Annotated in this window: 19 protein-coding genes and 4 pseudogenes; 9 read left to right on the top strand and 14 right to left on the bottom strand. The window is 72.5% G+C overall.

Annotated features, from left to right (window positions below):
- Positions 1 to 487: 487 nt before the first annotated feature.
- Positions 488 to 901, bottom strand: a complete 414-nt coding sequence (locus ABT123_RS21730) for a response regulator (protein ID WP_351317072.1) — start codon at positions 899 to 901, stop codon at positions 488 to 490.
- 72 nt (positions 902 to 973) lie between these two features.
- Positions 974 to 1,654 (bottom strand): MerR family transcriptional regulator, encoded by a 681-nt coding sequence (locus tag ABT123_RS21725; RefSeq protein ID WP_351317069.1) that lies wholly within the window; start codon positions 1,652 to 1,654, stop codon positions 974 to 976.
- Between the two features lie 143 nt (positions 1,655 to 1,797).
- Here ABT123_RS21725 and ABT123_RS21720 point away from each other — a divergent pair, with 143 nt between their 5' ends.
- Positions 1,798 to 3,162 carry a YhgE/Pip domain-containing protein gene (locus tag ABT123_RS21720; RefSeq protein WP_351317066.1) on the top strand — a complete coding sequence of 455 codons (1,365 nt, stop codon included), beginning with the start codon at positions 1,798 to 1,800 and terminating at the stop codon, positions 3,160 to 3,162.
- 5 nt (positions 3,163 to 3,167) lie between these two features.
- Here the strand turns inward: ABT123_RS21720 and ABT123_RS21715 are convergent, their stop codons facing one another.
- The 3 genes from ABT123_RS21715 to ABT123_RS21705 form a co-directional block, all read right to left on the bottom strand.
- On the bottom strand, positions 3,168 to 4,403 hold the full coding sequence (locus ABT123_RS21715) for a hypothetical protein (protein ID WP_351317063.1): 1,236 nt from the start codon (positions 4,401 to 4,403) through the stop codon (positions 3,168 to 3,170).
- A 72-nt stretch (positions 4,404 to 4,475) separates the two neighbouring features.
- Positions 4,476 to 5,219: a class E sortase gene (locus ABT123_RS21710; protein ID WP_351317060.1), complete on the bottom strand. Its 744-nt coding sequence runs from the start codon at positions 5,217 to 5,219 to the stop codon at positions 4,476 to 4,478.
- A 210-nt stretch (positions 5,220 to 5,429) separates the two neighbouring features.
- Positions 5,430 to 6,173: a class I SAM-dependent methyltransferase gene (locus tag ABT123_RS21705; RefSeq protein WP_351317057.1), complete on the bottom strand. Its 744-nt coding sequence runs from the start codon at positions 6,171 to 6,173 to the stop codon at positions 5,430 to 5,432.
- Positions 6,174 to 6,438: 265 nt separating this feature from the next.
- On the opposite strand from ABT123_RS21705, the pseudogene ABT123_RS21700 reads away from it, so the two are divergent.
- The 3 genes and pseudogenes from ABT123_RS21700 to ABT123_RS21690 form a co-directional block, all read left to right on the top strand.
- Positions 6,439 to 6,762, top strand: a pseudogene (locus ABT123_RS21700) (carboxylesterase family protein); the annotation flags it as partial.
- Complete coding sequence (locus ABT123_RS21695) at positions 6,699 to 7,817, top strand: carboxylesterase family protein (RefSeq protein WP_351317080.1); 1,119 nt, start codon at positions 6,699 to 6,701, stop codon at positions 7,815 to 7,817. The pseudogene ABT123_RS21700 and the gene ABT123_RS21695, both read left to right, overlap by 64 nt.
- A 250-nt stretch (positions 7,818 to 8,067) precedes the next feature.
- Positions 8,068 to 8,703, top strand: coding sequence for a DUF4190 domain-containing protein (locus tag ABT123_RS21690; RefSeq protein WP_351317054.1), 636 nt, complete (start codon positions 8,068 to 8,070; stop codon positions 8,701 to 8,703).
- 43 nt (positions 8,704 to 8,746) lie between these two features.
- Here the strand turns inward: ABT123_RS21690 and ABT123_RS21685 are convergent.
- A pseudogene (locus tag ABT123_RS21685) lies at positions 8,747 to 9,277 on the bottom strand (cytochrome P450); the annotation flags it as partial.
- A gap of 79 nt (positions 9,278 to 9,356) precedes the next feature.
- On the opposite strand from ABT123_RS21685, the pseudogene ABT123_RS21680 reads away from it, so the two are divergent.
- Positions 9,357 to 9,509: pseudogene (locus ABT123_RS21680) on the top strand (MarR family transcriptional regulator); the annotation flags it as partial.
- Positions 9,510 to 9,545: 36 nt separating this feature from the next.
- On the opposite strand, the gene ABT123_RS21675 reads toward ABT123_RS21680, so the two are convergent.
- On the bottom strand, positions 9,546 to 10,511 hold the full coding sequence (locus tag ABT123_RS21675) for a GNAT family N-acetyltransferase (protein WP_351317051.1): 966 nt from the start codon (positions 10,509 to 10,511) through the stop codon (positions 9,546 to 9,548).
- A 104-nt stretch (positions 10,512 to 10,615) separates the two neighbouring features.
- On the opposite strand from ABT123_RS21675, the gene ABT123_RS21670 reads away from it, so the two are divergent.
- The gene (locus tag ABT123_RS21670) at positions 10,616 to 11,656 is read left to right on the top strand and encodes a vWA domain-containing protein (RefSeq protein WP_351317048.1); all 1,041 of its coding nucleotides are present in this window, start codon (positions 10,616 to 10,618) and stop codon (positions 11,654 to 11,656) included.
- Here ABT123_RS21670 and ABT123_RS21665 read toward each other — a convergent pair.
- The 3 genes and pseudogenes from ABT123_RS21665 to ABT123_RS21655 form a co-directional block, all read right to left on the bottom strand.
- Positions 11,639 to 12,244, bottom strand: a complete 606-nt coding sequence (locus ABT123_RS21665; protein ID WP_351317077.1) for a 2'-5' RNA ligase family protein — start codon at positions 12,242 to 12,244, stop codon at positions 11,639 to 11,641. The genes ABT123_RS21670 and ABT123_RS21665 overlap by 18 nt on opposite strands.
- Before the next feature lie 27 nt (positions 12,245 to 12,271).
- A complete protein-coding gene (locus ABT123_RS21660; protein ID WP_351317045.1) occupies positions 12,272 to 12,499 on the bottom strand; it encodes a hypothetical protein in 228 nt (75 codons plus the stop codon).
- 175 nt (positions 12,500 to 12,674) lie between these two features.
- Positions 12,675 to 12,905 (bottom strand): annotated as a pseudogene (locus ABT123_RS21655) (S8 family serine peptidase); the annotation flags it as partial.
- Positions 12,906 to 12,984: 79 nt separating this feature from the next.
- Between ABT123_RS21655 and ABT123_RS21650 the strand changes: the two are divergent.
- From ABT123_RS21650 to ABT123_RS21640, 3 genes are all read left to right on the top strand, one after another.
- Positions 12,985 to 13,764: an aminotransferase class IV gene (locus tag ABT123_RS21650; RefSeq protein ID WP_351317042.1), complete on the top strand. Its 780-nt coding sequence runs from the start codon at positions 12,985 to 12,987 to the stop codon at positions 13,762 to 13,764.
- 87 nt (positions 13,765 to 13,851) lie between these two features.
- A complete protein-coding gene (locus ABT123_RS21645; protein ID WP_351317039.1) occupies positions 13,852 to 14,061 on the top strand; it encodes a hypothetical protein in 210 nt (69 codons plus the stop codon).
- Positions 14,058 to 14,825 carry a 4'-phosphopantetheinyl transferase family protein gene (locus ABT123_RS21640; RefSeq protein ID WP_351317036.1) on the top strand — a complete coding sequence of 256 codons (768 nt, stop codon included), beginning with the start codon at positions 14,058 to 14,060 and terminating at the stop codon, positions 14,823 to 14,825. Before ABT123_RS21645 ends, ABT123_RS21640 begins: the two co-directional genes overlap by 4 nt.
- On the opposite strand, the gene ABT123_RS21635 is transcribed toward ABT123_RS21640, so the two are convergent.
- From ABT123_RS21635 to ABT123_RS21620, 4 genes are all read right to left on the bottom strand, one after another.
- A complete protein-coding gene (locus ABT123_RS21635) occupies positions 14,818 to 15,510 on the bottom strand; it encodes a LuxR C-terminal-related transcriptional regulator (protein ID WP_502971009.1) in 693 nt (230 codons plus the stop codon). The genes ABT123_RS21640 and ABT123_RS21635 overlap by 8 nt on opposite strands.
- A gap of 367 nt (positions 15,511 to 15,877) precedes the next feature.
- Complete coding sequence (locus ABT123_RS21630; RefSeq protein ID WP_351317033.1) at positions 15,878 to 18,694, bottom strand: helix-turn-helix transcriptional regulator; 2,817 nt, start codon at positions 18,692 to 18,694, stop codon at positions 15,878 to 15,880.
- Between the two features lie 4 nt (positions 18,695 to 18,698).
- Positions 18,699 to 21,455: a LuxR C-terminal-related transcriptional regulator gene (locus ABT123_RS21625; protein WP_351317031.1), complete on the bottom strand. Its 2,757-nt coding sequence runs from the start codon at positions 21,453 to 21,455 to the stop codon at positions 18,699 to 18,701.
- A 77-nt stretch (positions 21,456 to 21,532) separates the two neighbouring features.
- The gene (locus ABT123_RS21620) at positions 21,533 to 24,451 is read right to left on the bottom strand and encodes an ATP-binding protein (protein WP_351317028.1); all 2,919 of its coding nucleotides are present in this window, start codon (positions 24,449 to 24,451) and stop codon (positions 21,533 to 21,535) included.
- Positions 24,452 to 24,587: the final 136 nt, after the last annotated feature.

Below are 24,587 nucleotides of genomic sequence, written 5' to 3'. Positions count from 1 at the left end.
ATCATCTGCTGCGCGATCGCCTTGGCGCTCGTCGGCGCGGCCTGGGCCGGAACCGTGGCGGCCAGCATGGAACCGGCGGCGGCGAGACCGACGACAGTGCCAGCAAAGGTCTTCTTGGAGGTGGCGATGCGGCGGATGACAGAGATGGACACGGATGAGCCTTCCGAAGGGGACAAGGGCAGTCGCGGCATGCCGAAGACATGCGTGAGCCACTCACGCGGTGGAGAGGGGTTCGTCCTGGCGGCGGGTGAGTACCCGTGCCGCCTTGCGACTCATCCAGTTCTACCGACGCCCCGACGGCCTGGCAACGACCCCTCCTACTAGGACTCCTCGCAGGCGGGGACCGACGAACCTCCGGCGGGCCCTCTCGGGCCGTTGAGGGCTACTAGCCCGATTCGTATGTGATGTGGGCCCTATGGGGCGAGTCACCTCAGGGGCGGCCGAATCTCACCGAGCGTTATCGGCGGCTTCCACACCAGCAGGAGGGTCAGGGCATCACGTCGGGGTCGCAGCTGGCCCGGCGCAGCCCGATCGTGCGCAGGGCGCGCATCAGGGCGTCGGAGTCTCCCTCGCGTACGACGTGGACGGCCCCCTCGACCGCGAGGCCGGACATCGCACGGGGCACGCGGGTGGCGGCGGTCCGCAGCACCACTCCGCTCGGCGGGTCCAGGGCACGCACCCCGTGGAACACGCGGAGGGCGTCCGGGTCCGCGTCGAGGCTGTCGAGCCCGGCGGACAGGGACAGGACGGTGATGTCCGGCAGAAGGACACGGGCGTGCGCGAGAGCGACCTCGGGATCATGGGCGTGCGACACAACCTGGAAGTGCGGGTTGCGCTGGATACCTGAGCGCAGCAGCTCCAGCTGCTCGCCGTCCGGCACGCCGACGACCATCACCGTCATCACCGCTCCATCCTGTGGTGCGGCACGCCGCGGGGCGACCCGGGCCACCGTCAGCCGGTCCGGCCGCCTTCCCTACGGGCGCTGCCGGGGCGCTACGGACTCGGCACTGTCGCCCGCGACCCGGCGCCGGACCTGGTCCTCCTGGGCGAGACGCCGCAGCAGCTCGAACACCGGGGCGCAGATCGCGAAGACGATGACCGCCCGCTCGGCCAGAGCCACCGGGTCGTCGAGGCCGGCCGCGCGCTCCAGGTCCAGCCGGGCCACCGACTCGGCCAGCCTCGCGTAGGCGGCGAGCTCGCCCGGGGCGTACTGCGCGTCCAGCCGCCGCAGCTCCTTCAGCGCCGCCGTCAGCCCCTTCACGTGCGGTGATGTGCCGGGCGCCTGCCAGTCCAGAACCGCGAGCAGCTCCGCCACCTCGGCCGCGGCGGTCGCGTCGGCCTCGGCCTCCTCCTCCTGGTCTGCGGCGCGCTGGGCCGTCAGCGGAACCGGCAGGGCGTAGCTGACCGCTCCGAGGGCGCCCTCGGAGCTGCGGGCCTGGTCGACGGCTCCGAGCACCTCACCGGTGGCGGCGATGGACAGCCCGGCGAGCGTGGTCAGTGCCTTGATCAGCCGCAGCCGCTGCGCGTGCTCCTCCCCGTATTCGGCCAAGGTCGCGGCGGTCGCCCGCCCTGCGGGCAGCAGTCCCTGCCGCAGGAAGTACTTGATGCTGGCGACCGGCACGCCGGTCCGCCGGCTGAGCTCCGAGATCTTCATTCGGCTTCCCTGCTGGTCATATGGCCGGTATCCGTCGTCGGCGATTGGACACCACAACAAGATACTGCCACTATCCAGTAGCTGGATACCTTAAGTATCCAGCTACTGGCCAGCTACTGAAACGCAGCCGCACCGGAGAATCGATGCCTCAGCCCACGCCCCCCTCCGTGCTCCGCCGACCCCAGCTGTGGATCGGAACGGGACTCATCGCCGCAGTGGTGTCGATGTTGTTCGCCCTGCTCTACGTCGGTGGCAACGTCAACCCCAAGGGCAACCTGCGCGACCTGCCCGTGGCCCTGGTCAACACCGACAGCGGGGCCGATGCGGGCGGCCGACGCGTCAACCTGGGCGAGCAGGTCGTCTCGGGGATTCAGAAGGCGGCCAAGGGCGACAAGAGCATCGACTGGCAGGTGGTCAGCCGCGAGGAGGCCGACAAGCGGCTGGGCCGGGGCAAGGTCTTCGGCGCCCTCGTCATACCCGAGGACTTCTCCGCCACGGTGACCGGGCTCACCGCCCCGCAGTCCGCGCAGTCCGCGCGCCAGGGCAAGGCCGCCCCGCCGACCCTGACCGTGCTGACCAACCAGGCCGCCGGCAGCATCGGCTCCTCCATGTCCTCCCAGGCCGCCCAGAAGGCCGCCCACGCCGCCTCCGCCCAGCTCGGCCAGGAGCTCCTCAAGCAGGCCGGCTCCCAGAAGACCCCGCTCCCGACGGCTGCCCAGCTCAAGCTGGCCGACCCGGTGACCGTGAAGATCGCCGACGGCCACCCCGTCGGCGACCGCAGCGCCATGGGCCTGAGCGCCTTCTACTACGCGCTGGTCCTGGTCGTCTGCGGCATGCTCGGCGCCAACGTGGTCAACTCCCAGCTCGACACCGCGCTCGGCTACCTGCACGCCGATTACGGTCCCATCCGCAAGCGGGAACCCGTACAGCACACCAGCCGCGTCCGCACCCTGGCCATCGGCATGACGCTCATGCTCGGCCTGTCGCTGGTCATGGGCACCCTGGTCGAGGTCGCCACGGTCGGCATCCTCGACATGGACGCCTCCCACCTCGGCCTGCTGTGGCTCTACTCGGTCGCCACCATCGCGGTCGTCGGCATCGGCAGCCTGGCCCTGTTCGCCGCCTTCGGCACCCCCGGCATGCTGCTGGCCACCATCGTCTTCGTCGCGATGGCCGTCCCCTCCTCCGGCGCCACCGTGCCCGTCCAGGCGCTGCCCGGGTTCTTCCGCGGCCTCGCCGAGTTCGAGCCGCTGCGCCAGATCACCGAGGGGATGCGCTCCCTGCTCTACTACGGAGCCCAGGCCGACGCGGGCCTGACCCGCGCGTGGGTGTCGATGGGTGTCGCCCTGGTCGCCGCGCTGATCTTCGGCTTCGCCATCACCCGCTTCTACGACCACAGGGGGCTGCACCGCATCCCCGGCCCTGACGCCGAAACCGGGACCGGGGCCGCAGTGCCCGCGGAGTCCCCGGAGTCTCCCCAGACCGCGGCACCCACCGCCACGGCCTGAGACCTTCACAAGGCGGACCAGGCCTGCCTCAGCAGCGCCGGGTAGTCCTCGCCGTACGTGACCACGGCCGCGTACACCGCATCCAGGGCCGCCTGGAGCGGGTCGGGGCCGGCGGCGTCGAGGAGAGCGGGAAGGGCCATGTGCGGCTGGGACATCCGCAGGGGTGGGGGCGGTGGGGCGGCCGGTCCCGGTGACATGTGCAGGACCGCGTACGCGGCGGCGGGGCCCACGAACCATTGCTCGGCCGGCGGCGTCCGCTCGGGCTCCGGTATGGGTGCCAGGGGCGGGCGGTCCGGGGGAACGGCCTCGCCGACCGACCGGTCCGGGACACGTGGGTCTGCTTCGAGGGCCTGCCAGGCGTGTTGCGCGTCATGGAGGGGTGGCGGCAACGGGCGTCCGTCGGCCAGGGCGGCAAGTCCCGCGGCGATCCAGTCGAGTGCGGCCAGCCCGGCCGCTTCGCAGGCGCGGTGCGCCGCCAGTACGGCCACCGCGCGTTGGATCTCCGGGCCGGCGGCGTCGATGGCGTGGGCGAGGGCCGGATCGAATTGAAGCACACCGCTCACGTTGCCGCCGACGCTGCGCAGGGCCGGGCTCGGCAGCTGCCCGCCCCACTGCCACCGTTCGTACGCGAGCTCCCTCTCGCGCTCGGCCTGTTCCCGGGCCTGGCGGGCGAGGCGTTCGGCTTCCGCCCGTTCGGCCGGGGTGGGCGGGGGCGGGAGCCGGCGGGCGTAGTCGTGACAGCAGGCAGCGATGTCCGAGGTCTGCCGCAGCAGGTGGTCCGGGGCGGGCGGGGCGGGCCAGAACTGCAGCAGGTAGCAGTCCAGCTGGGGTTCGCCGTCGAGACGGGTGTCCTCCTCGCGGGCCTCGTCCATGCCCTGGGCGCAGTAGCGCACCCGGTAGTCGGTCTCCTCCAGGTCCAGGTCCCAGGTGGCCTCGCCCGCCCACTGCACGAGCGAGCTGCTCTCCGACAGCGGGCGGAAGGACACCTCCACGATCTCCTCCCACATCGTGTCCAGGGGCGGGGCCTGGTCATGGACCTCGACGGTGAAACCGACGTTGCCCGTGTGGAGGCCGGTCGTCAACCACAGCGTGCCGGGGATGGCCGCCCCACACAGGCCGGTGCTCTGACCCGCGAACGCCTCCGTGAGATCCGGGCCCCGGCCGTCCGGATCGCTCTCGACGTAGATCTGGCCGTAGTGGACGTGGACGTTGCCCCCGACCGGTGTGCGCACGACTGCCACGACTCCCCCTTGTCCGCCGTTGCCCGGCTACCGCCGGGGCAGGTCATAGCGACAGGTTAGGGAACACCACTGTCAGGATGCGTTCGGTGCGTCGGCTGCGGGCCGTGAGGAGACCAAGGCGCCGATCTTGTCGATGCGGTGCTCGGGATTGCCGCGGTCGTCGCGCCAGAAATTGCCGGAGGCGTTGTCCTCGGGCGTGGCACAGGTGGAGATCGTGATCATCGCCTTGGTGGGCTTCTTCCCCGGCTCGCCCGGGACCGCGGCCCGCTGCTCGGCCAGGGAGCGCTTCGACCGGAAAGAGGTCTTCCTGGTCTCGGTGATCCGGTACTCGTGCACCATGCCGCCTGCCGTGACGAAGACGGGGTCGCCGGTGTTCAGGGCCGGAAGGTCGCGCAGGGGCCCACCTGCGGAGAGCCGGTGCGCCGTGACCAGGTAGTTGCCGATCTCTCCGGGGCCGACGCCGCCCTCGTCGCCGTACGGGCTGGCGGCGAAGCCCTTGTTCTGGATCCGTGTGCCGGCCCAGTCGTCGGAGGTGCCCTCGTACGGGACGACGCTCAGGTCGTCCAGGCCGATCCTGGGGATGGCGATGGCTGTGGCTATGGGGGGCGCGGGGGTCAGAGCCGTGGCGACGACCGAGGGTGAGGCGGTCGGGGACACAGCGCTCGGGGTGGTCACTGTCTTCGTGGAGAAGCCCGCGGCGGAGTCGGCCGCGGGCTTGCCGTCGCTGCTCGCCGCGCCGGCCCCGGAAGAGCAGCCGACCAGCGCGGCCAAGACGGCGGCGGCGAGCGCGGCGGGGACGATTCGGTGACTCGGCATGGCATTCCAGGTCGATGGTCGGCGGTCACACCCGGCTCGGCCTGGGGTCGGCACCTATCGGGCAAAAGGATGGTAGTCGGCTCATCGGTTTTATAGAAGGGTTACTCCGCGTGAGGTCGACCATGGCGCCGCGGGTCCCACTTCGGCGCCTCCGTCAGGGCTGCAGCCGCACGTCCGGTTCTGTCGGGCCGCCGGACGTCAGGCAGGGCGTCAGGCGCGGCAGCGCAGCATTTCCAGTGGCGGGTTGGCGTGGAAGTCCGCCCAGAAGTCCGCGCCGAACGCGCGCACGCCGGCCTCCGACACCGTCAGCGGGACCCAGGTCACCTCACTGAATCCGGCCGCCTGCAGGCTCTTCTCGTAGACCTCGCGGCGCGGGCGGTTGGCGACGAAGGAGACCGGCGGGTCGAGCAGCGCCGTGGTCCGGACCTGCGGCCCGGTCTCGACCTCCTCGCCGGTGAGCTCGGAGCGGAACCCGTACTTCTCCGGGGTCGGCCCGTCGAAGCGGAATTCGGGCGACTGGTTGAGCACGAAGAGCTCGCCACCGAGCTTCAGGCTCCGGTGCGCGTTGCGGCACATACGCTCCGTGGTGGCGATGTCCTCCGCGTAGTTGAGCAGCTGGACCGCCAGGGTGATGTCGAAGCGCCGGTCGAGGGGGCGCAGTTCGGCCGCGTCACCGACCTCGTAGTGCACACCCAGCGGGGCGTGTCGCTCCAATTGCTGTGCCACGGCGACCATTTCACCGGAGATGTCGATTCCGAGCACGTCCGCGGCGCCGCGCCGCTTGAACTCCCTGCTGTAGAAGCCGGTGCCGGAGGCCAGGTCGAGAACCGACTTGCTGTGCACGTCCCCGACCATGGCCAGGAAGCTGGGCACCACTGCGTACTGCTCCAGCGGCAGGGCCTTGAACCCCTCGTACGCCTCGCCGATCTCGTCGTACTGCTGCTGCGCGCTCATGACGATGTCCTCCCCGTTGTGGCATGCACTTGGCCACGGCCCCCCATCCCCGGGGCACGCCGCGGCTTCTGACTGGCAGTCTCTACGGACCCCGACAGACCGTCGTACTGGCAGAAGCCACAAAGATCCGGGCATCGTCCCGGCATCGTGTACGGCGGACGGCGGACGGCGGGCGTACGGAATCGGCCGCGGGGGCGCCGGTCCGGCGCTCCGAGCGGGCCCGCAGGCCGAGTAGGCCGAGTCAGGTGTAAATCGCTGGCGTGGCATGCAGGCGCAGTGGATGATCCGCAGGGTCCGGGGGCGCCGCGAGCCCTCTTTGCCATCGGCGTGTTGCGCTTCGCCGCGCCGCGACCGGTACTCGGGTGGAGCGGGGTGCGGGAAGCCGTCTCGTACGGTCCGCCGCCCCCGCAGGGGCGGTCATTTCGGCATGGACGCGCTGTCGCAGGACGCGGCGGGCGACGACTGGCTGACGGTCAATGTCTGGTCGCCCGAACCCGACCCGGGCGCGGGGCTGCCGGTGATGGTGTGGATCCAGGGCGGCGCCTACGTGATCGGGATGTCCGGCCTGCCGGAGTACGACGGCGGCCAGCTCGCGCGGGAAGGTGGCGTCGTCGTGGTGACGTTCAACTATCGCGTGGGTATCGAGGGCTTGGCGACCCTGACCTGGTCATGGTCTTCGGCCAGTCGGCGGGTGGCGGATCGGTCGCCGCGCTGCTGTCGATGGAACGTGCGGCCGGGCTCTTCCGGCGGGCCGTCGCGCAGAGTGTGCAGGGTACGTTCTTCTCGCCGGAGCTTGCCGCGGACATCGCTGCTGCCTGCGCCGCCGAGCTGGGGCTGCGGCCCACGGTGGCCGACCTGGCCGGCGTTGCTCCGCACCAACTGTCCGCTGCCGGTGACGCGGTCGGCGCCACGATGGACCGGTGGGCGGAACGGTGGGGCCGGCCTGCGCACCGAACGATCCCTTTCTCACCTGTCGTCGACGGCGATGTCCTGGCCGTCACACCGTGGCAGGCGTTGGCCGACGGCGCCGGCCGTGGCGTCGAACTGCTCGTCGGCCACACCCGCGAGGAGCAGCGCCTGTTCACCGCGATCAACGGTCTGCTCGGCGAGGTGAGCGAGGAGCAGGCGGCGGCTGCCCTCGAGGTCTTCGCCCCCGGCCCGGACGGCGCGCGCCGCTATCGCGACAGCTTCCCGGCGGCGGGGCCGGACGAGCTGTACGAACTGGTTCATTCCGACTGGCTGTTCCGGATGCCCTCGCTCCACCTCGCCGAGGCGCAGACGGCTGCCGGTGGCCGCGTGCATGTCTACGAGCTGGCCTGGCCCGCTCCGGGTATGGGCGGTGCTTTCGGCGCCTGCCACGGCCTCGACGTACCGCTCGTTTTCGGCAACCTGAACCGCGGCCAGCCTGCCGTGCTGATCGGTGAGGCGCCCTCCGCGGAGGCAGAGGCCCTGTCCGCCCGGATGCGCGCCGCATGGACGTCGTACGCCGCGCACGGCGACCCCGGCTGGCCGGCGTACGACAGCGATCAACGGCTCGTTCAGCTCTTCGACAACCGGCCGGCTGTCACTGCCTACCCGGAAGAGCCCTCCCGGCTGATCTGGCAGGACCACTCCTTCCCCGCGCTGCCGGTGATCAGCCGGTAGCACCAACCGCCGCTGTCGCCCGAGGGATACTGGGGCGCGGCTGGTCCGAGGATCATCCGCCCATCAGTCCCCTCCCGCGAGGAGCACCACCCGCATGTCGATACCCCCGCAGCCGCCTTCGTCCCCACAGCCGTACCCACAGTCGGGGCCTTACGGTCAGCCGGGGCCGTACCCACAGCCGGGGCCGTACGGTCAGCCCGGTCCGCAGGGCTGGTACCCGCAGCCGCAGAAGACCAATGCGCTGGCCGTCGTGGCGTTCGTGATGTCGATCGTCTGCGCGATACCGACAATCCCGCTGGTCCTCGGCCTCATCGCCCTCTCCCAGATCCGCAAGAACGGCGACAGTGGCAAGGGCCTGGCCATCGCGGCCGTCGTCATCCACAGCCTGACCATCGCGTTCTACGTGGTCATCGTGATCCTCGGGCTGTCCGGCGCGTTGGACGACGACTCGCCGCCGCGGCGTGACAGCAGCCTTCAGGTCACCGCGCCGGGCTCCAGCGACGTGGAGGACATCCGAAAGGGAGACTGCTTCAACACCGAGGACGATCTGGCCAAGACCCAGGAGGGGGACAACACCCAGGCTCGCTCCTCGGTGCGGACCGTGCCCTGCCACCAGCCCCACGAGGGCGAGGCGTACGCCGTCTTCAATCTGAAGGACGGCGCCTACCCCGGCAAGGACAAGGTCGTCGCGATCGCCGAGGAGAAGTGCGGCGGAACGGCGTTGACCGACTACGCGGGTGACGCCGCACGGCTGCCGAAGACGCTGCAGGTGTTCTATTACTACCCGCAGTCCTCCAGCTGGAGCCTCGGCGACCGCGAGGTCACCTGCTTCGTGGGCAACGCCAGCGGCACAAGCACCGGTTCCGTCCGCGCGACCGGTTCCTGAAACCCCCGGCGCTCACCCGTCCGTCACTGGTGCGCGGTCGCGGTCACACGTCCCAGGTGACCGGGAGGCTCTTCACCCCGTAGATGTCGGCGGTCTCCGGGCGCAGGCCGACCTCTTCGGCCGGTACGGCCAGGCGCAGCGTGGGGAAGCGGTTGAGCAGCGCGGAGAAGGCGACCCGCATCTCGACGCGGGCGAGCTGCTGGCCCAGGCACAGGTGGGTTCCGTGGCCGAAGGCCAGGTGTCCGCCGTCCTGCCGGCGGAGGTCGAGCGCGTGGGGCTCGGCGAAGCGCTCGGGGTCGCGGTTGGCGGTGTTGTACGACAGCACGACCGTCGTGCCGGCCTTGATGGTCTGGCCGCCCAGCTCTACGTCCACCAGCGCCGTCCTCATGAAGGTCTTGGCGACGCTCAGGTACCGCAGCAGTTCCTCCACGGCCTGGTCGGCGAGGGCGGGATCGGCGCGCAGCGCGGCCAGTTGGGCCGGGTTCTGCAGCAGGGCGAAGGTGCCGAGGGAAAGCATGTTCGCGGTGGTGTCGAATCCGGCCGCCAGCAGGCTCAGGCTGATCCCCTTCAGCTCCCGGACTGACGCTCCGTCGGCAGCGTGGTGACGGTGTGGAGGGACTCGCGCATGGCCATTCCTCATCTCGCGACATTGCGCCGAGATCGCCAGGCGGCTCAACCGGCCGACCTCGAAGATCAGCCGGGAGGTCGGGCGCAACGGCGGCCCCAGCGGCTACCGGCCCCAGCTGGCGCGCCAGGCGACGGTCCAGCGGGCGCGGCGTGGCACACCGGCACCCCCGCGCGCGGCCGGGCCGTCGGGCTGCTGACGGGTCAGCCGGGGGCGGCTACAGCGGCCGTACGTACCCGATCCAGGTGTGCCGGGTGCGGAAGCCGCAGCGCTCGTACAGGCCCAGGGCGCCGGTGGCGTTGGCGCTGTCCACGTTCAGGCCGGCTCTGCGATAGCCCTGCTCCTGGCCGACCCGCAGGCAGGTGGTGAGCAGCGCGGTGGCCACGCCGGTGCCGCGCCAGGCCGGCCGGGTGCCGAGCCTGTCGATCCAGCATTCCCGGATGCCGGTCATCGCGGTCTCGGCGTCGTACTCGTGGCTGATGAGATAGCCGGCGACCTCGTCCCCGTCCAGTGCCAGGAACGACACCTCAGGCCGGAACGACCGGGCGCCGGTGCACCCGTGGCGCCACCGGTCCGGGGTGGTCGGGGTGTGACCCCAGTTGTCGAGGAACGCTTCGTTGTGCGCCAGCCGGGTCGCATCGTCGTACGCCTCGGTGAAGGGTACGACGCGCAGCCCGTCCGCCGGGGTCGTCTCCGGGGGCGAGTCGCCGTCCAGCGGCCGGCGCATGTCGAAGAACCAGCGCCGCGCCTCGAACCCGGCTCCCTGGTACAGGCCGCGTTGGGCGGTGTTCGGTGCGTGGAGTTGGATGTGTGCCTCGCCCGACAGGTCCGGAAACTGCTCACGGTGCCGCTGTGTCGCCCGGGTCACCAGCCAGTTCACCAGGTCGGTGCCCACGCCTCGGCCGCGCGCGTCGGGTCGCACCGCCCCCTCGACGTGCACCAGGTGCACGCCGGCCGCGTCGGGCAGCCCCATCACCTTGGCGTAACCGATCAGCTCGCCACCGGACCACACCCCCACCGAGTCGTGGGTCAGTTCTGTGTGTGGGCCGCCCAGTTCCTCGGCGAGGTCCTCGGCGTCGTAGTGCTCGTCGGTGCCGTCGGTCGCCTCCACCGCAGCGAACAACTCGGCCAGGGCCGGGGCGTCGCCCAGCGCAAGTGGCCGCCAGACCGGCGTCGCATGCATGGACGGCACGATACAGCCGCGACCACCGGAGACTGCGTACAAGCATCAATGTCAGTGGTGGGTGAGACGGTAGGAGCATCCAGTCGGAAACAGGGGGAGCCATCATGTCCGGAAGCCAGAACTACATCAACCACGTTGCTCTTGTGTTGGATGCCAGTTCGTCCATGTCGCACCTGAGCAGCAAGGTCGTCGAAGTCGCCGACCAGCAGATTGCCTACCTGGCCCGCCGATCGGAGGAACTGGACCAGGAGACCCGTGTCACGGTGTACGTCTTCGCCGACAAGGTGGAGTGCGTCATCTATGACAAGGACGTGCTGCGGATGCCGTCGCTGAAGCAGCTGTACCGGGTCGGTGGAATGACGGCTCTGCTGGCAGCCTCGCTGAAGTCGCAGCGGGAGCTGGCGCAGACGGCTCAGCTGTATGGCGACCACAGCTTCCTGACGTTCGTCCTGACCGACGGGCAGGAGAACGCAAGTCACCGCTGTCCGGATGCTCCCACCAAGAACCAGCGCAAACTGGTGCAGGCCGTGGCCGAGATGATCGAGACACAGGAGGACAACTGGACGCTGGCCGTCCTGGTGCCGGACCAGATGGGCAAGCGCGAGGCCATGCAGTGCGGTTTCCCGAAGGAGAACATCGCCATCTGGGACGCCACGAGCACCCAGGGCCTGGAGGAGGCCGGGCAGGTCATCCAGCAGGCCACCGAGAAGTTCATGGTAGGCCGCACCAAGGGCATCCGGGGATCGCGGGCAGTGTTCTCCACGGGCGCGGAGGCGGTCAACAAGGACACCATCAAGGCGGCCGGACTCACCCCGGCGAATCCGTCGGAGTACCAGCTGATACCGGTGGCTCGTGACGCGGCGATCCGGGAGTGGGTCGTCGAATCCGGGCACACCTACCGCACCGGTGGTGCGTTCTACCAGCTGAGCAAGCCGGAGAAGATCCAGGCGCGGAAGCAGATTGCGGTGCTGGAGAAGAAGACGGACCAGGTGTACACGGGGCCGGAAGCCCGGGCCCTGCTCGGCCTGCCGGCCAGTGAAGTCCGCGTCAAGCCGGACCACAACGACGACTTCACGATCTTCGTTCAGAGCACCAGTGTGAACCGGAAGCTCGTACCGAACACGCGGCTACTGCTCATGATCTGACAGCCAGCGCAGTGCGCCCGTGCCGAGGCCGACCGTGGCGCGAGGGCGCATGGGCCCGTCGCCTCGGCGGGAGAGCAGTACCACCTCGTACACCTGCGCCGACATGCTGCTCAGGCGGGCCGCGCACTCTGCGGTCAGGTTTCGCGGGTCGCGCGTACGCCCCAGTGACAGGTGCGGAGTGAAGCGCGGGAAGCGTCCGCCGCAGCGCGGGAAGGGCTCTGCCAGGTCGCGCTGGAGGGCCGTCCAGGGGCTCAGGCCGGCCGCGGCGGGGTCGAGCCACACGGTGGAGTACGCGTGATGGCGGAAGGAGTGCACTCCGCTGAGGCGTACGTCGAACGGCTCGGTCTCGGCGGCTGCGGTGGCGAGCAGCGGAGCGGCGGCCGGGAAGTCGGACTCCGGTACGAAGCCGAAGATCAGGTTGACGTGGGGCGGCCAGCGGCGGATCTGCGGGTCGTGTTCGGCCCGGATGCTCTGGATGGGGGGCCACAAGTGGGGCGGAGGCATCCACACGACGGCCGTGCGTGGTGTGGGAGCGACGTCGAGGAACAACCCTGCGGCGCCGCTCCCTCCCTCTGCGGTCGGATCCATGCTCACCAGGCCATGATGGCCTGCCGGTCAGTCGGTGAGGTACGCGCGGAGGACGGTGACCTCGGATGTGTTGCCCGCGGTGTCGACCGCCGTGCCGCGCAGCGAGACGTGGCCGCCCGCCGGCGGGTTCTGGACGGTGACCGCGCCGTCCTGGACCGGCAGGGTCTTCCAGGTGTAGCCGTCGTCGTAGGAGACGGACACCGTCAGGGACTTCAGGCCCTGGCCGGCCGCCGGGCCCTGCACAGTGACCGGCACGCGGAGCGGGTGTCCCCCGTTGACGGTGCCTTCCGCGCGGATGTCCGGGGTGAACCGGACGACCGAGGCGGGGAGCCGGGTCGGGGTGCCGGACTGGGTGGTGCCGGAGCGGAACCACCAGGTCGCGGTAGGTGACCTTGCGGGTCTCGGGGGTGTCGTCCTCGTGCGGCCACTACCCGCCGGTGAAGGTCAGCGAGAGGGGTTCGGCGACCACCGACTGGGTGAGCGCGTTGTCGACCGCGATCCGGCCGCTGCCCTGCTGGAAGGGGCTGTACCAGCCGGGCTCGGCGGAGCCGATGAGGGCCCCCTTGAGCTGGGCCCCGGTCCACGTCGGGTGCTGCTGCTTGAGCAGGGCGGCGGCGCCGGCGGCGTGCGGGGTCGCCCTGGAGGTGCCAATCAATGATGAATCTGCAACAAGTCGTACCGCTCCCCGCCGGCCTACAGGCCTGGGCGAATCACCAGGCCTGCAGGGGCAGACTGCGGGCATGGCTACCTTGAACGGGTCCCCCGTCGGCCTCGCCGACATGCAGGCCCTGGCGCTCACCAACTACGGGCACTTCACCACCATGGTCGTGGAGGACGGCGCGGTACGGGGGCTCGCGCTCCACCTCGACCGGCTGGTCGGTGACTGCCGGACGGTGTTCGGCGCGGAGCTGGATCCCGCGTGGGTGCGGGAGTGTGTACGGCGGGAGGTGGGCGAGCGCGCCGGACGGTGCACCGCCCGCGTCACGGTGTTCGACCCCGGGCTGGAGCTGGCGGCCCCGGACCGGGAGGCCCGGCCCGGCGTACTGGTGACCACGCGGCCCGCGGGCGTGGCCGCAGGCCCGCTGCGGGTGCAGCGGCTCACCTACCACCGTGACGCGCCGGCGGTGAAGCATGTGGCGCTCTTCGGGCAGCTGCAGCTGCGGCGTGCGGCCCGGCTCGCCGGGTTCGACGATGTGCTGTTCACCGGTGCCGACGGGCTGGTTTCCGAAGGCTGCACCTGGAACATGGGTTTTGTGGACGCGGCCGGGACCGTGGTGTGGCCGGAGGCCGACGTCCTGCAGGGGGTCACCATGCGGCTGCTCCGGTTGGCCCACGGTCGGCATGTCACCGCTCCCATGACGGACGGCCTGCTGCGGTCGATGCGGGCCGCGTTCGCCACGAACACGGCCATCGGTGTGCGGTCGGTGGCATCGGTGGACGATGTCGTCTTCCGCACCGACGACCCGGTGGTCACCGCTCTGCGGGAGGCGTACGCGACCGTTCCGCCGGAACGGCTGTAGGAGCGTCGTCCGGCCGCCGGCCCTACGAGTTTCACTAGCCCGGCATCCGTAGCCTCAAACCCTGCTGACCTGGTGAGAGGTGGTGTCATGGCGTCGGTCGAGCGAACGGGCGCGCACGGGCTGCTGGACTGGGTGTGTGATCTGCACGCGCTGAACTCCGTCCTGGCGTCGGGACCCGGGCCCGAGCCGGAGCCCGAGCCGGCGGCGGACAGCCAGCAGTGGGCCACCCAGCTGGTCGCCGTCTGGTCCCGGTTGGCCACTCCGGTGGCCTCCCGTCCCGAGACGGGTTCGGTGTGATCGAGCGCGTTCTCCCCCGGTCCGCGGTGGGCGTCGATGCCTTCGGTGATCTGCCGCAGGCGTCCCTGCACCCCCTGGAGGCTCTGGTCGTGCGGCATGCGGTCGGCGCCCGTCGAAGGGAGTTCGCCACCGGGCGGTGGTGTGCGAAGCAGGCGCTTGCCCAACTGCGCGTCCCGGAGGCGCCGTTGCTGCCCGGCCCGCACCACGCCCCCCGCTGGCCGGAGGGTGTGCTCGGGAGCATCACGCACTGTGCCGGGTACCGGGCTGCCGCCGTGGCGCGCAGCTCGGACCTGCTCATGCTCAGTGTGGACGCGGAGCCCCATGCTCCGTTGCCTGAGGGGGTGTTGGAGAGCATCGCACTGCCCGTGGAGCTGGCGATGGTGCGCGAGTTGGGCATCGTCTCGCCGGGCGTCCACTGGGACCGCCTGTTGTTCAGTCTGAAGGAGACCGTCTACAAGGCCTGGTATCCGGCGACTCGCCGTCGGCTCGAATTCGAGGACGCGCGGATCACGGTCGACGTGTCGGCAGGGGCGTTCTCCGCGCGGGTCCTGGTGCCCTCGCCGTTGCGGCGGTACGGCCGGCCGCTCGACCGGCTGAGCGGCCGGTGGCTGGTCAGCGGTGGCCTCGTGGTGGCCGCCCTCGCGGTTCCCGCCGAGGGCACGACGGCCGGGGCGGCCGGTGGGGCTAGGGCGGCCGGTGGCGCCGGTGCGGCCGGGCCCGTCTCCCCGGCCGCGCCCGGGCACGCCCCGGTCCCGGCTACTTGATGAAGTCCTCGACGACCTTCGGCGGCCACACACCGACCTTGAGCACGCCCATCGAGTAGGCGCGCGAGACCAGCGCCGCCCGGTTGGGTACCCGCAGCTTCCGGAACAGGCAGGTCACGTGGTACTCGACGCCCTGTCGGCTCAGGTAGAGCCGGGCGGCGAGCGGAACGGTCGACACTCCGGCGGCTATGCCTTCGAGTATCCGGGCGTCGATCTCGCTCAGGATTTTCTTCCGGCTGGGCACGACCTCGCCGTCCACCGGCTCGTCGCCGGAGGCCATCATCACCCAGATCGCCGACACGTCGGGGGTGCTGCTGCGCACGGCGCAGGCCGAGAGGGAGGCCGTGAACGCCCGGCCGTCGGGCCCGACGGCGAGCACCTCACTGGTGAAGCGGTCCCGCTTGCCTTCGGTGAGTCCGGCGAACTTCCGCAGCAGCGGCTGCTGGACGCTGGGGTGCACCAGGTCGGCGAACGGTCTGCCGCAGGGCTGCGTCGTGTCCCCGCCGAACCGGCCGAAGAACTCCTGGTTCGCCTGCTGCACGGTCAGGCTCCGGTCGAGACAGGCCATGGTGAGACCCGGCTGACTGAACAGCGGGTGTTCCTCGGCCGGGCTCGCCGGATCGGCGGCGAGGTCCTGGACCATGCTCTGCGCCAGGTCCACCAGCGCGGGTGCGGAAGTCGCCATGGAATATCTCTGTCCTTTCATGGCGTGAGGTAGTGCGAACGGCTGCTGTGAGCCCCCGTGAGCCCAGCCGGTGCTTTTACGCGAGGTGCGTTATCCGGACCGGACTCCGCGGTGAACAGTAGGTAGTCGACTTCACGCCGGTCAACGCCGGAGGGCCGCTTGAGGCCAACACCGTGGTGATCGGATCCAAGGGTTCGGTCCGGCTCTTCCGCTTCGGTGGTTCGGTACGGTGCGGTCGGACTCCGTCGCAGGTCAAGCTGGTAAATGGGACTTGATGAGGCGTTGACGGGCGAGTTCGGGCGGGCCACCGAAGGGACCGCCCCGGACACCGAACCATCACCCCTCCACCGAAGTGATGCGGGTGCGGTCAGGAGCCCGCGGATATCTTCCGCGCCCCGCCCAGCAGGGCCGCGAGTTGCGGCCGTCCGGATATCCCGAGTTTCCGATAAGAATTCGTCAAATGTTTTTCGACCACCCGGGATCCGACACCGAGTTCCGTCGCGATCTCCTGGTTGGTGAGGCCGCTGCCGGCCAGCGCCGCGACCCGGGACTCGGTGGGGGTCAGGGCCGGTTCGGGCGGGGTGCCGGCCGGCCCGGGTGAGCCCGGCAGGTCCCGCTCGGCCTTCCAGGGCACACCGCAGGCGAGGGCGAGCGCCGTCGACTCGCGCAGCAGCTCCCGCGCCTCGGCGCCGTCGCGTACCGCGCGGGCCAGTGCGCGCAGCGCCCGGGCCAGTTCGAGCTCGTTGGCCGAGCCGCGCAGGACATCCACCGCGTCGCGCAGCAGGGCCGTGCCCTCGCTGTCGCCGCGGAGCCGGCCGCGCAGCCGCTGCGCGCGCCCGATCGCGACCGGCGCACCCCAGATCCGGGCCTGCGCGTACTCCTCCTCGGCGAGCGCCCGGGCGGACTCGAGGTCGCCGCTGCGGTGCAGCAGGCGGATCGCCCAGGGCCGCCACGGGACCAGCACGGGATTGCGCCAGCCGGAAGCCTCCAGTTGGCGGCCACAGGCGAGCACGGTGTCCAGGGCCTGGTCCAGTTCGCCGCGCTGGGCCTCCACCTGTGCCTCCGTCAGCCGCAGCATGGTGGTGGAGGCCAGGTTCCCGGCCGTCCGCTGCCCGCTGGCCTCGGCCCTCACCCGCTCGCCGAGCACCGGGTCCCTGGCCTCCAGGGCAACGGCGGCCAGCACGGCAACGGCCATCGCAGCGCCGTCCGGACAGCCGTCCGCGGCCTGCTCGAAGGCCCGCTCGGCGTGCTCGCGGGCGTGTGCCAGCCGGCCGCGGGCCAGCAGGACCATGGCCAGTTCGACCTGGGCCAAGGGCTCCGGCCCGTCTCCGGCCCGGCGCCGGTGCTGTTCGCGGGCCTCCAGCCAGCCGGCGAGGGCGTCCACGTCGTCCGAGCCGGTGAACACCGGTGCCAGCAGCGGCAGGACGGACGGGGACCCGGGCCCGGTGGCCGGCACCCTCCGAAGGATCCGCTCGGCCTGCCGTACCACTTCGTACGCGGGCAGCCGGCCGCTGAGCGTGGCCGCGTGCAGGAGTACGGCGAGCAGCTCGCGTTCGGCTCCGGAGCAGACGGCCGGAGCTTCGGGCCGCTCGCGCAGCCAGCGTACGGAGCGGGCGAGTTCGGCGGGGTCCTGGCGGGCGCTGTGGCTCAGTCGGGCCTCCAGCCGCAGGGCCAGGTCGCGGGCGGATCCGGCCAGCCGTTCCGGGGATCCGAGGTCGGCGGCGGCCTGTCGGAGGATGTCCAGGGCAGCCGGGCTGACGGTGGAGACGAAGCCCGGTGAGATGCGCAGCGCGGCTGCGGCCCGGTCGTGCGGCGTGTCCAGCAGGGCGATCGCCTGGGCGGTGTGGCGTTCGCAGGCGGCGCTGTCGTAGGCGCTCTCCGCTCCCGCCAGGTCGATCAGCAGGCGTGCGCGGTCCTCGCCTTGTTCGGTGCTGTCGAGCAGGGCACGGCGGAGGAATCGGGCTGCCTCCTGGGGGGCGCCCCGGCGCAGGGCTGCGTCCGCCGCGGTGCGCAGGACGGCCGCGGACCAGCCGTTGCCCGGGGTGGCGGCGGCCATGAGCTGGGCCGCGACCTCTTCGGAGGAGTGCCCGGCTTCGTACAGCAGGCCGGCGGCCCGTTCGTGCCAACTGCCTCGCTCGGCCATGGTCATGGCCGTTTCGACCGCGTCCTGGACCACCGGGTGGACGAATCCCGGGACGTCTTCGGCCGTGAGCAGTCCGAGCCGGTTAAGGACGCGGAGGGCTCCGGATGCTCCGATCGTGTCGAGGCGGGCCAGCCGGGCGGCGAGTCCGGGAGTGCCCTGCTCGCCGAGGATGGCCATTGCGGCGGCCAGGTCGCGGACCGGCTGGGGCTGCGTGCTGAGGCAGCCGGCGAGTCGTTCGCGCAGCGGCGCGGGCCGCAGCGTGCCGGCGGTCGCGGCGTGTGCGGCGGTGGGCCGCAGCCCGGCGTCGTCCAGGGCCGACAGGACGGAGCTCAGGAACATCGGGTTGCCGCCGGACGCCTGGTGGCAGGCCCGGACGAACTCCTCCTCTCCGCTCTCGTCGAACTGTTTGCGGATCAGGCGTGCGGTCGCGGCCGGTGACAGCGGGGCCGGGCGCATGACCTGGGTGGCGGCATCGGTCACCTCGCACACCAGCGGGTGGCGGGCGCGCGGGTCGCCGTCGCGCAGGGTGCACACCAGGACGGCTCGGAGTCCCTGCGGGCGGCCCGCGAGGTAGGCCAGGCAGCGCAGCGACCAGGTGTCGGCCCACTGGAGGTCGTCGACGAGCATCAGCAGGGGCCGTTCGCGGCCGAGCCGGGCCAGCATCTCGCGCAGCTCCGGCAGGATCGCGTCGAGGGGTGCCGCCGGGTCGTCCGCAGCGGCCGGCAGGAGGTCTTCGGCCTCTGCGGCCGGGGTGTCCTCGCCGATCGGGACGTCGGCCGCTCCCCCACCCGGTGCGGCGAGGGGCAGGCTGTCGAAGAACTGGCGTACGACACCGTAGGCGAAGTCCTGTTCCATGACGGCCGCGTTGGCCCGCATGACGCACACGTCCTGGTCGGCGAAGCGGGCCGGCAGCTCTCGCAGCCAGGCGGATCTGCCGATGCCGAGGGGCCCGGCGAGCAGCAGGAGTGAGGACCTCCCGTCGGCCGCCGCATGCAGGGCGTCCTGCACCAACGCCGTCTCGGATGTCCGTTCGAGCAGCATCGGCTCAGTGTCCTTCCATGTCGCGCACGAGGGCGCGGAGTTCTTCCCGGCTGCTGATCCGCAGTTTGCGGTAGACCCGGCTCAGCCGGAGTTCCACGGCGCGTCGTGACAGGGACAGCAGTTCGGAGATCTGGGTGTTGCTGTGCCCGTGGGCGGCGAGTGTCGCCGTACGGGCTTCCGGCGGGGACAGCTCGGCCCATGCGGGGGGCCGGGCGGCGTCGGGGTCCCGCCCGGGTGCGAGTTCCGCCGCGAGCCGCCGGGCGCGCTGGGCCATCGGGCCGCCCGGGTGGGTGAGGGTGAGCACCTTGAGTTCGGCGACGGCCGCGGCGGCGGCCTGCCGGCTGCCGCCCGCGGCGAGTTCCGCGGCGGCGAGGTCGGCGAGCGCGCGCTGGTAGCCGGGGCCGGCCGGGCCTCGGCCGAGCAGGTCTGCCGCGTACCGGGCGCGGGCCGGATCGTCGTGGGCGGGGGCCGGTCCGGCGTTCAGTTCGGCCCATCCGACCGGGCCGACCGCACCCCATCGACGGGCCAGCCGCAGCTCCTCGGAGCCCAGCCGGTGCGCCTCCGCCTCCTGCCCGGTCGAGCGAAGCACCCTGGCCGCTGCCGAACGCCAGGGCAGCAGCGCGGGGTTGAGGTGGTTTCGGTGCAGGAGCAGACGGCCGCACTCCCGCAGCAGGTCCACGGCCTCGACGGCGTCGTGGCCGGCGGCGGCCACCATGGCCCGGGCGAAGAGGAGGTGCGGCCAGTACGGGCTGTGGTGGGCGGCGTCGGGTGCCGGTTCCGCGGCGAGTGTCCCGGCCCGTACGGTGTCCCCGCGTTCGAGGTCGACGACGATCCGCACGGCCCGCAGCTGGGCCGTTGCGGCGGGGTGCCGGCTGGGCCGGGGCAGGGCCCGTTCGGCGGCGCCGATGTCGTGTTCGGCGGCGGCGAGCAGGCCGCGGCGCAGGTTGAGTTCCGCGCGTGCGGCGAGGATGTGGGGGGCCGCGACCTGCCTGCCGTCGGCCCGGATGCCGGTGAGCAGGGCGGTCAGTCCGGCGTCGGCCTCGTCGTGGTCCCCGGTCAGGCACAGCGCCTTGCAGGCGGCGAGGTGGGGCAGGACAAGGGTGCCGTGCGGCGGCCGGGCAAGGGCGGTGCGGGCGAGCTCCCGCGCCGTGGTCAGGCCGTCGCCGGCCAGGGCCAGCTGCCAGGCGCGGGGCCCGGCCTGGGCGGCGGAGGCCGGGTGGGCGGGCAGCGGGGGCATCTCGGGAACGATGCGCTCGGCGTGTTCCCGGTCGGCCGGGTCGGCCGCCCAGAACAGGGCGACGAGGGCCTCCTGTTCCTCCGCGGCGACGGCCGGGCGGGCTTCGGCCGCGGCCCGGCGCATCCCGTCGGTGTCTCCCGCGGCGAGTCCCAGGTCCAGGGCGCGCACCCGCAGGGCCGACCGGGCGGTGTCGCGGGTCCGGGTGAGCTCGCCGAGCCGGCGGATCCCCGCCTCGGGAGCGGTGACGAGTTCGGCGGCGGCCAGCTCGAGGGTCAGTCCGGCCCGGCGCTCCTCGTCGAGCGATTCGCCCAGGGCGCGGGCCAGGAAGGCCGCGGCCCGGGTGTGGGCGCCCTCGCGCTGGGCCGCCGCTGCGCCGCGGCGCAGCACCGGAACGGTCCAGGGGCTGCCGAGGGGGCGGGAGTGCAGCAGGAGTCCGGCGACCTCCTGGTCGGCGGCGCCCGCGTGGTGGGCGAGGCGGGCGGCGGAGGCGTGCAGGGCGGCCCGCTCGGCCGGTTCCATCTCGGCCAGGATCCGCAGGCCGACCTCGGCGGCGATACGGGTGCCGACGCCGGTGGTACGGAGGAATCCGGTGGCGTCGAGGACGGCGTGCAGCCGGGCTTCCCGGAGGTGGCCGAGTCCCGCGAGGGTGCATACGGCTCGGAAGTCGAGGACCTTGCCGCCGACGGCGAGGGCGCGCAGCGCGGCCACGGTTTCGTCCGGCAGCCCGCGCAGGACCCGGCCGATGTGGTCGTCCAGCACCGCACGGCCGATGGCTTCGAGTTCGGGAATCCGCGGGGCGACCGGGAGGTGCCCGTGCCGGGCGAACTGCCGCAGGGTGGCGTGGAGTACGGCCGGGGTCGCTGCCGATGTCCGCAGGCCGGCGGCGATGAACTCGGGCTCGCCCTCGACGCCGCAGACCGTGCGCACGGTGAGGGCTGCGTCGGCGGGGGACGGTGGTTCCAGCAGCAGTTCGTGGGCGCTCGCCGGGTCCGGGGACGAGGCGGCCAGGCACCGCCAGTCGGGGCCGAGGGCGCAGGCGTCACTGCCACTGGCCAGGACGACCAGCGGGACGGTGGCGGAGCGCCGGACCAGGACGTGGAGCCAGTGCAGCGACTCGGGGTCGGTCCACTGGGCGTCTTCGAGGACCAGCAGCAGGGGGTGTTGCCGGGCGGCGCGCAGCAGCGGGGCGAGCCGGTCGTGGGCGGGGGCGCCGAGGGCGGTCAGCAGTTGGGCGGCCACGCCGTGGCGCAGCCCGGACTCGGACGGGACCGCGCGGGCGCTGAGCACCCGCAGGCCGCGGGACCGGCCGAGGCGGGCGGTCCAGCGGGCCAGGGCGTTCTGACCGTAGCCGGGGCGTCCGGTGAGGGTGACGACGGCGGACCGTCCGGCGGCGAGGCCGTCGAGCAGGACACTCAGGGTGTCCTGCTCACAGGTGTGGTGCGGCAACGGGCCGCCGGTGCCGCGCGGTTCGGGGACCGGCGGAGCGACCGGATGGCTGGGGTCCGGCAATGCCGAGGGCGACATGGGTGTGATCGGGTTCCGGGGTCGGCGGTGGTGGGTGGACGGCGTGCTCGGTACGGGCGGATGGGCCGGCGCCGGAGTCAGCCGCTCCACGCCGGGGTGCGGGCCGCGACCGCAGCGGGGCCGCGGAGGGTGGCGGCCAGGGCCGCACGGCGGCTGACGCCCAGCTTGCGGTAGACGCTGGTGAGGTGGGTCTCGACCGTGCGCAGGGTGACGCACAGAGCCTGGGCGATCTCCCGGTTGCTGGCACCGCCCAGGACCAGGCCCACGACCTTGCGCTCGGCTCCGGTGAGCAGGTCCTCCCGCGATCCGGTGAGCTCCGGCATGCGCCCGCCCGCGGCAATGAGCAGCTTGCGGGCGCTCTGCGCGAGGGACAGCGCGCCGCAGCCGTGGGCGAGGTCGGCGGCGGAGCGCAGGTGCCGGCGGGCCTTGGCGTGGTCGCCGTGGGCCAGCAGGCGGCGTCCGAGTTCGAAGTCGGCCCGGGCCTGTTCGGTACGGGCGGGCGAGGCGGCCAGCGTGTGGGCGGCCTCCGCGAGCAGCTCGATGCCGGCCCGGCCCGGGGCGATGACACCGCGGGCCAGGGCGGCGATGCCCAGAGCGTGCGCGGTGCCCCAGCGCTCGGCCAGTTCGGCGCCGTACTCGGCGTGGGCTCCGGCTTCCTGAGGGCGGCGCAGGGCTGCGAGGGTGTGGCACGCCTCGGCCCACCAGGGAGCGAACACCGGGTTGGTGAGGCCGGCTTCCCGCTGGGCCCGGCCGGCGGCGAGCAGCAGGCGCAGCGCCCCTTCGCGGTCGCCGAGCGCGCGGCGGGCGCGGGCCCGGACCATCAGGTAGAGCTGCTGGTCGATGACGGGTCCGGCCGGGGACGGAGGGGTGGTGATGCCGGCGACCAGGTCCTCGGCCCGGGCGGCCTCCCCGCGGTCGCTGAGGGCCGCGGCGAGGACCAGTCGGGGCAGGGCCAGGTGGGCTGCCGTGCGGCCGGCCGTGGCGAGGGCCGCGCGGGCGTCGTCCATCGACTTGGGGATCGCGCCGGTTCCGTACAGGACGAGGGCGCGGGCGGAGTGGGCAAGGGCGTGGCTCCAGCCCGTGCCCGGATCCTCGGCCTGGGTTTCGGCCTGGGCCTGGGCTTCGGCCACCGCGTCGTTCAGGGTGGCGAGGGCTTCGGTGGTTTCGTCGGCCAGGGCGAGCACGGTGCAGGAGGCGAGCACCGGCCAGGAGGTACGGGGTCCCGGGGCGTCCAGCACGCGGCGGGCGTGGGTGCTCGCCGTGTCGCGCGAGCTGTCGTAGAGCGCGGTGACCAGGGCCGTCACGGCGCCCGTGTGGGCGGGCACCGGCTCGGGCTGGCGGTCGGTGCGTCCGAGCGGTGCCCTGGCGCCGGTGCGGTCGGCGGAGCCCATGAGGAGCAGAGCCGATTCCAGGGCCGATTCCAGGGCCGGGCACGGCTCCTGGAGGCCGGTGCCGGTGCGCAGTTCGGCCAGGACCTTGGTGGGGCCGTGGCTGTCGAGTACGCCCCGGCCGGCGGCCAGGCAGGTGGTGGTGTACTGCACGGCAGCCGCGGCGCGGGTCCGCAGGTCGGGGGCGCGGTCGAGGGCGTCCTTCAGCAGGCCGATGGCGGCGTCCGGGTCGGTGTGCGCCTCGAGGCCGGCCAGCCGGAGCCGCAGGGTGTGGTCCTCGGGCGCGGCGTCGAGCACGTGGCGCAGATACCGTGCGGCGGCGGCGGGCGCGCCGCGCTCCTCGGCCGCGACGGCGGCGTCCCGCAGCATCGTGGCCATCCAGGGCCGGGGGGCACCGGGGATGGCCAGCAGGTGTCCGGCGACTTCTTCGGCCGGGCGGCCGGCGTCGCTGAGCAGCAGGGCGGCCCGGGCGCGCAGCCCGGCGAGGTTGCCGGGGCCCAGCGGTTCCAGCACGGCCGTGCGTATCTCGTCGCTTGCGAGGTCGGTGCGGCCGGGCGCCAGGACCTCGGCCTGCCGGAGTACGGAGAGGGCGTCCTCGACCTGGACGGTGGAGACGCCGGCCAGCGCGGCGATCTGGTCGGGCAGGTCCTCGCCGAGCACGGCCATCGCGGTGGCAACGGCCTCCACCCAGCCGGGCTTTCTGTCGAAGAGGGCACGGATGGACAGCGCGATCAGGCGGCCACCGAGTTCGGCGGCCTGCCGGGCGCCTTCGTGGTCGGGCCGGACTCCAGCGCGCCGCAGTTCGGTCAGCAGCCGGGAGGCGTTGCCCGGGTTGCCGCCGCAGGCGTCGGCGACCTGGGCCGCGAACGACGGGGCGACCGGGTGCGCGAAGGCATGGCGGGCCATCTCGCCGACCGCGGCCGGGCTCAGCGGGCGCACGGGCAGCGTGGTGCACGAGGGATGGGCCGCGAATCCCGACCACGGTGTGCCGTCGACGGGCTCGGTCTCGGTGCTGCGGGCCAGGACCAGCAGCAGGGGCAGCCCGTCCGCCCGGCGGAGCAGGAAATCGAGCCAGCGCAGGGTGTGCTCGTCGCACAGGTGGGCGTCGTCCAGCACGAGGGCGAGGGGGTGCTGGGCGGCCAGGTGGGCGATGAGGCTGAACAGCCCCTGGAGCACCGGGTAGTCGGCATCGAAGGCGAAGGGCCGGCGGTCCGCCCCGGGCGTCAGGGCGGGCAGGGCGCGACGTGCGGCGCCGCGCATCAACGGGTGGCGCGCGGCGCTCTCGCCGGTCAGACCGAGCGGGTGCAGCAGGGCCCGGACGCCTCCGTACGGAGCGGTCGCGGTGTCCGTTCCGCACACTCCGTGCAGTGCCGTCATGCCCCGGGCGCCGCCGGTCCCGCCGCTGTCGGGGCCGCTGTCGGGGTCACCGGAACCGTCGAGGAACGCCTGGACGAGGGTGCTCTTGCCGATGCCGAGCGGTCCGGTCAGGACCACGATCCCCGAGCGGCCGGCGCAGGCCGCCGCAGCCCGCCCGAAGAGGGTACGTATTTCGCCATCGCGGCCGAATACAGCTCCGCTCGTACATGACGGGCCAGGCTGGCCAGACAAAGAATCCCCCTCATTGAACGGAAAGGGCCGGACCCCCACCGGGCACCTTTTCCGCAGCAATCCACACGGTCGTTGAACTGTGGCAGCGTACTGGAACCCGACAGCGCGATCCGTATGAAGTCCGTCAAGGAAGGGA

It is taken from the genome of Streptomyces sp. NPDC002054 (assembly GCF_040296685.1).
Taxonomy (GTDB): domain Bacteria; phylum Actinomycetota; class Actinomycetes; order Streptomycetales; family Streptomycetaceae; genus Streptomyces.
The sequence above is the reverse complement of the archived record's forward strand: the minus strand, read 5'-3'. Positions and strand labels throughout refer to the sequence as shown.

What these genes read in the sequence shown, in the direction of transcription:
- ABT123_RS21635 (WP_502971009.1), bottom strand. Translation starts at nt 15,510, where the DNA reads ATGGCGACTTCCGCACCCGCGCTGGTGGACCTGGCGCAGAGCATGGTC.
- ABT123_RS21630 (WP_351317033.1), bottom strand. Translation starts at nt 18,694, where the DNA reads ATGCTGCTCGAACGGACATCCGAGACGGCGTTGGTGCAGGACGCCCTG.
- ABT123_RS21720 (WP_351317066.1), top strand. Translation starts at nt 1,798, where the DNA reads ATGCCTCAGCCCACGCCCCCCTCCGTGCTCCGCCGACCCCAGCTGTGG.
- ABT123_RS21675 (WP_351317051.1), bottom strand. Translation starts at nt 10,511, where the DNA reads ATGCATGCGACGCCGGTCTGGCGGCCACTTGCGCTGGGCGACGCCCCG.
- ABT123_RS21730 (WP_351317072.1), bottom strand. Translation starts at nt 901, where the DNA reads ATGACGGTGATGGTCGTCGGCGTGCCGGACGGCGAGCAGCTGGAGCTG.
- ABT123_RS21645 (WP_351317039.1), top strand. Translation starts at nt 13,852, where the DNA reads ATGGCGTCGGTCGAGCGAACGGGCGCGCACGGGCTGCTGGACTGGGTG.
- ABT123_RS21705 (WP_351317057.1), bottom strand. Translation starts at nt 6,173, where the DNA reads ATGAGCGCGCAGCAGCAGTACGACGAGATCGGCGAGGCGTACGAGGGG.
- ABT123_RS21710 (WP_351317060.1), bottom strand. Translation starts at nt 5,219, where the DNA reads ATGCCGAGTCACCGAATCGTCCCCGCCGCGCTCGCCGCCGCCGTCTTG.
- ABT123_RS21650 (WP_351317042.1), top strand. Translation starts at nt 12,985, where the DNA reads ATGGCTACCTTGAACGGGTCCCCCGTCGGCCTCGCCGACATGCAGGCC.
- ABT123_RS21625 (WP_351317031.1), bottom strand. Translation starts at nt 21,455, where the DNA reads ATGTCGCCCTCGGCATTGCCGGACCCCAGCCATCCGGTCGCTCCGCCG.
- ABT123_RS21725 (WP_351317069.1), bottom strand. Translation starts at nt 1,654, where the DNA reads ATGAAGATCTCGGAGCTCAGCCGGCGGACCGGCGTGCCGGTCGCCAGC.
- ABT123_RS21665 (WP_351317077.1), bottom strand. Translation starts at nt 12,244, where the DNA reads ATGGATCCGACCGCAGAGGGAGGGAGCGGCGCCGCAGGGTTGTTCCTC.
- ABT123_RS21670 (WP_351317048.1), top strand. Translation starts at nt 10,616, where the DNA reads ATGTCCGGAAGCCAGAACTACATCAACCACGTTGCTCTTGTGTTGGAT.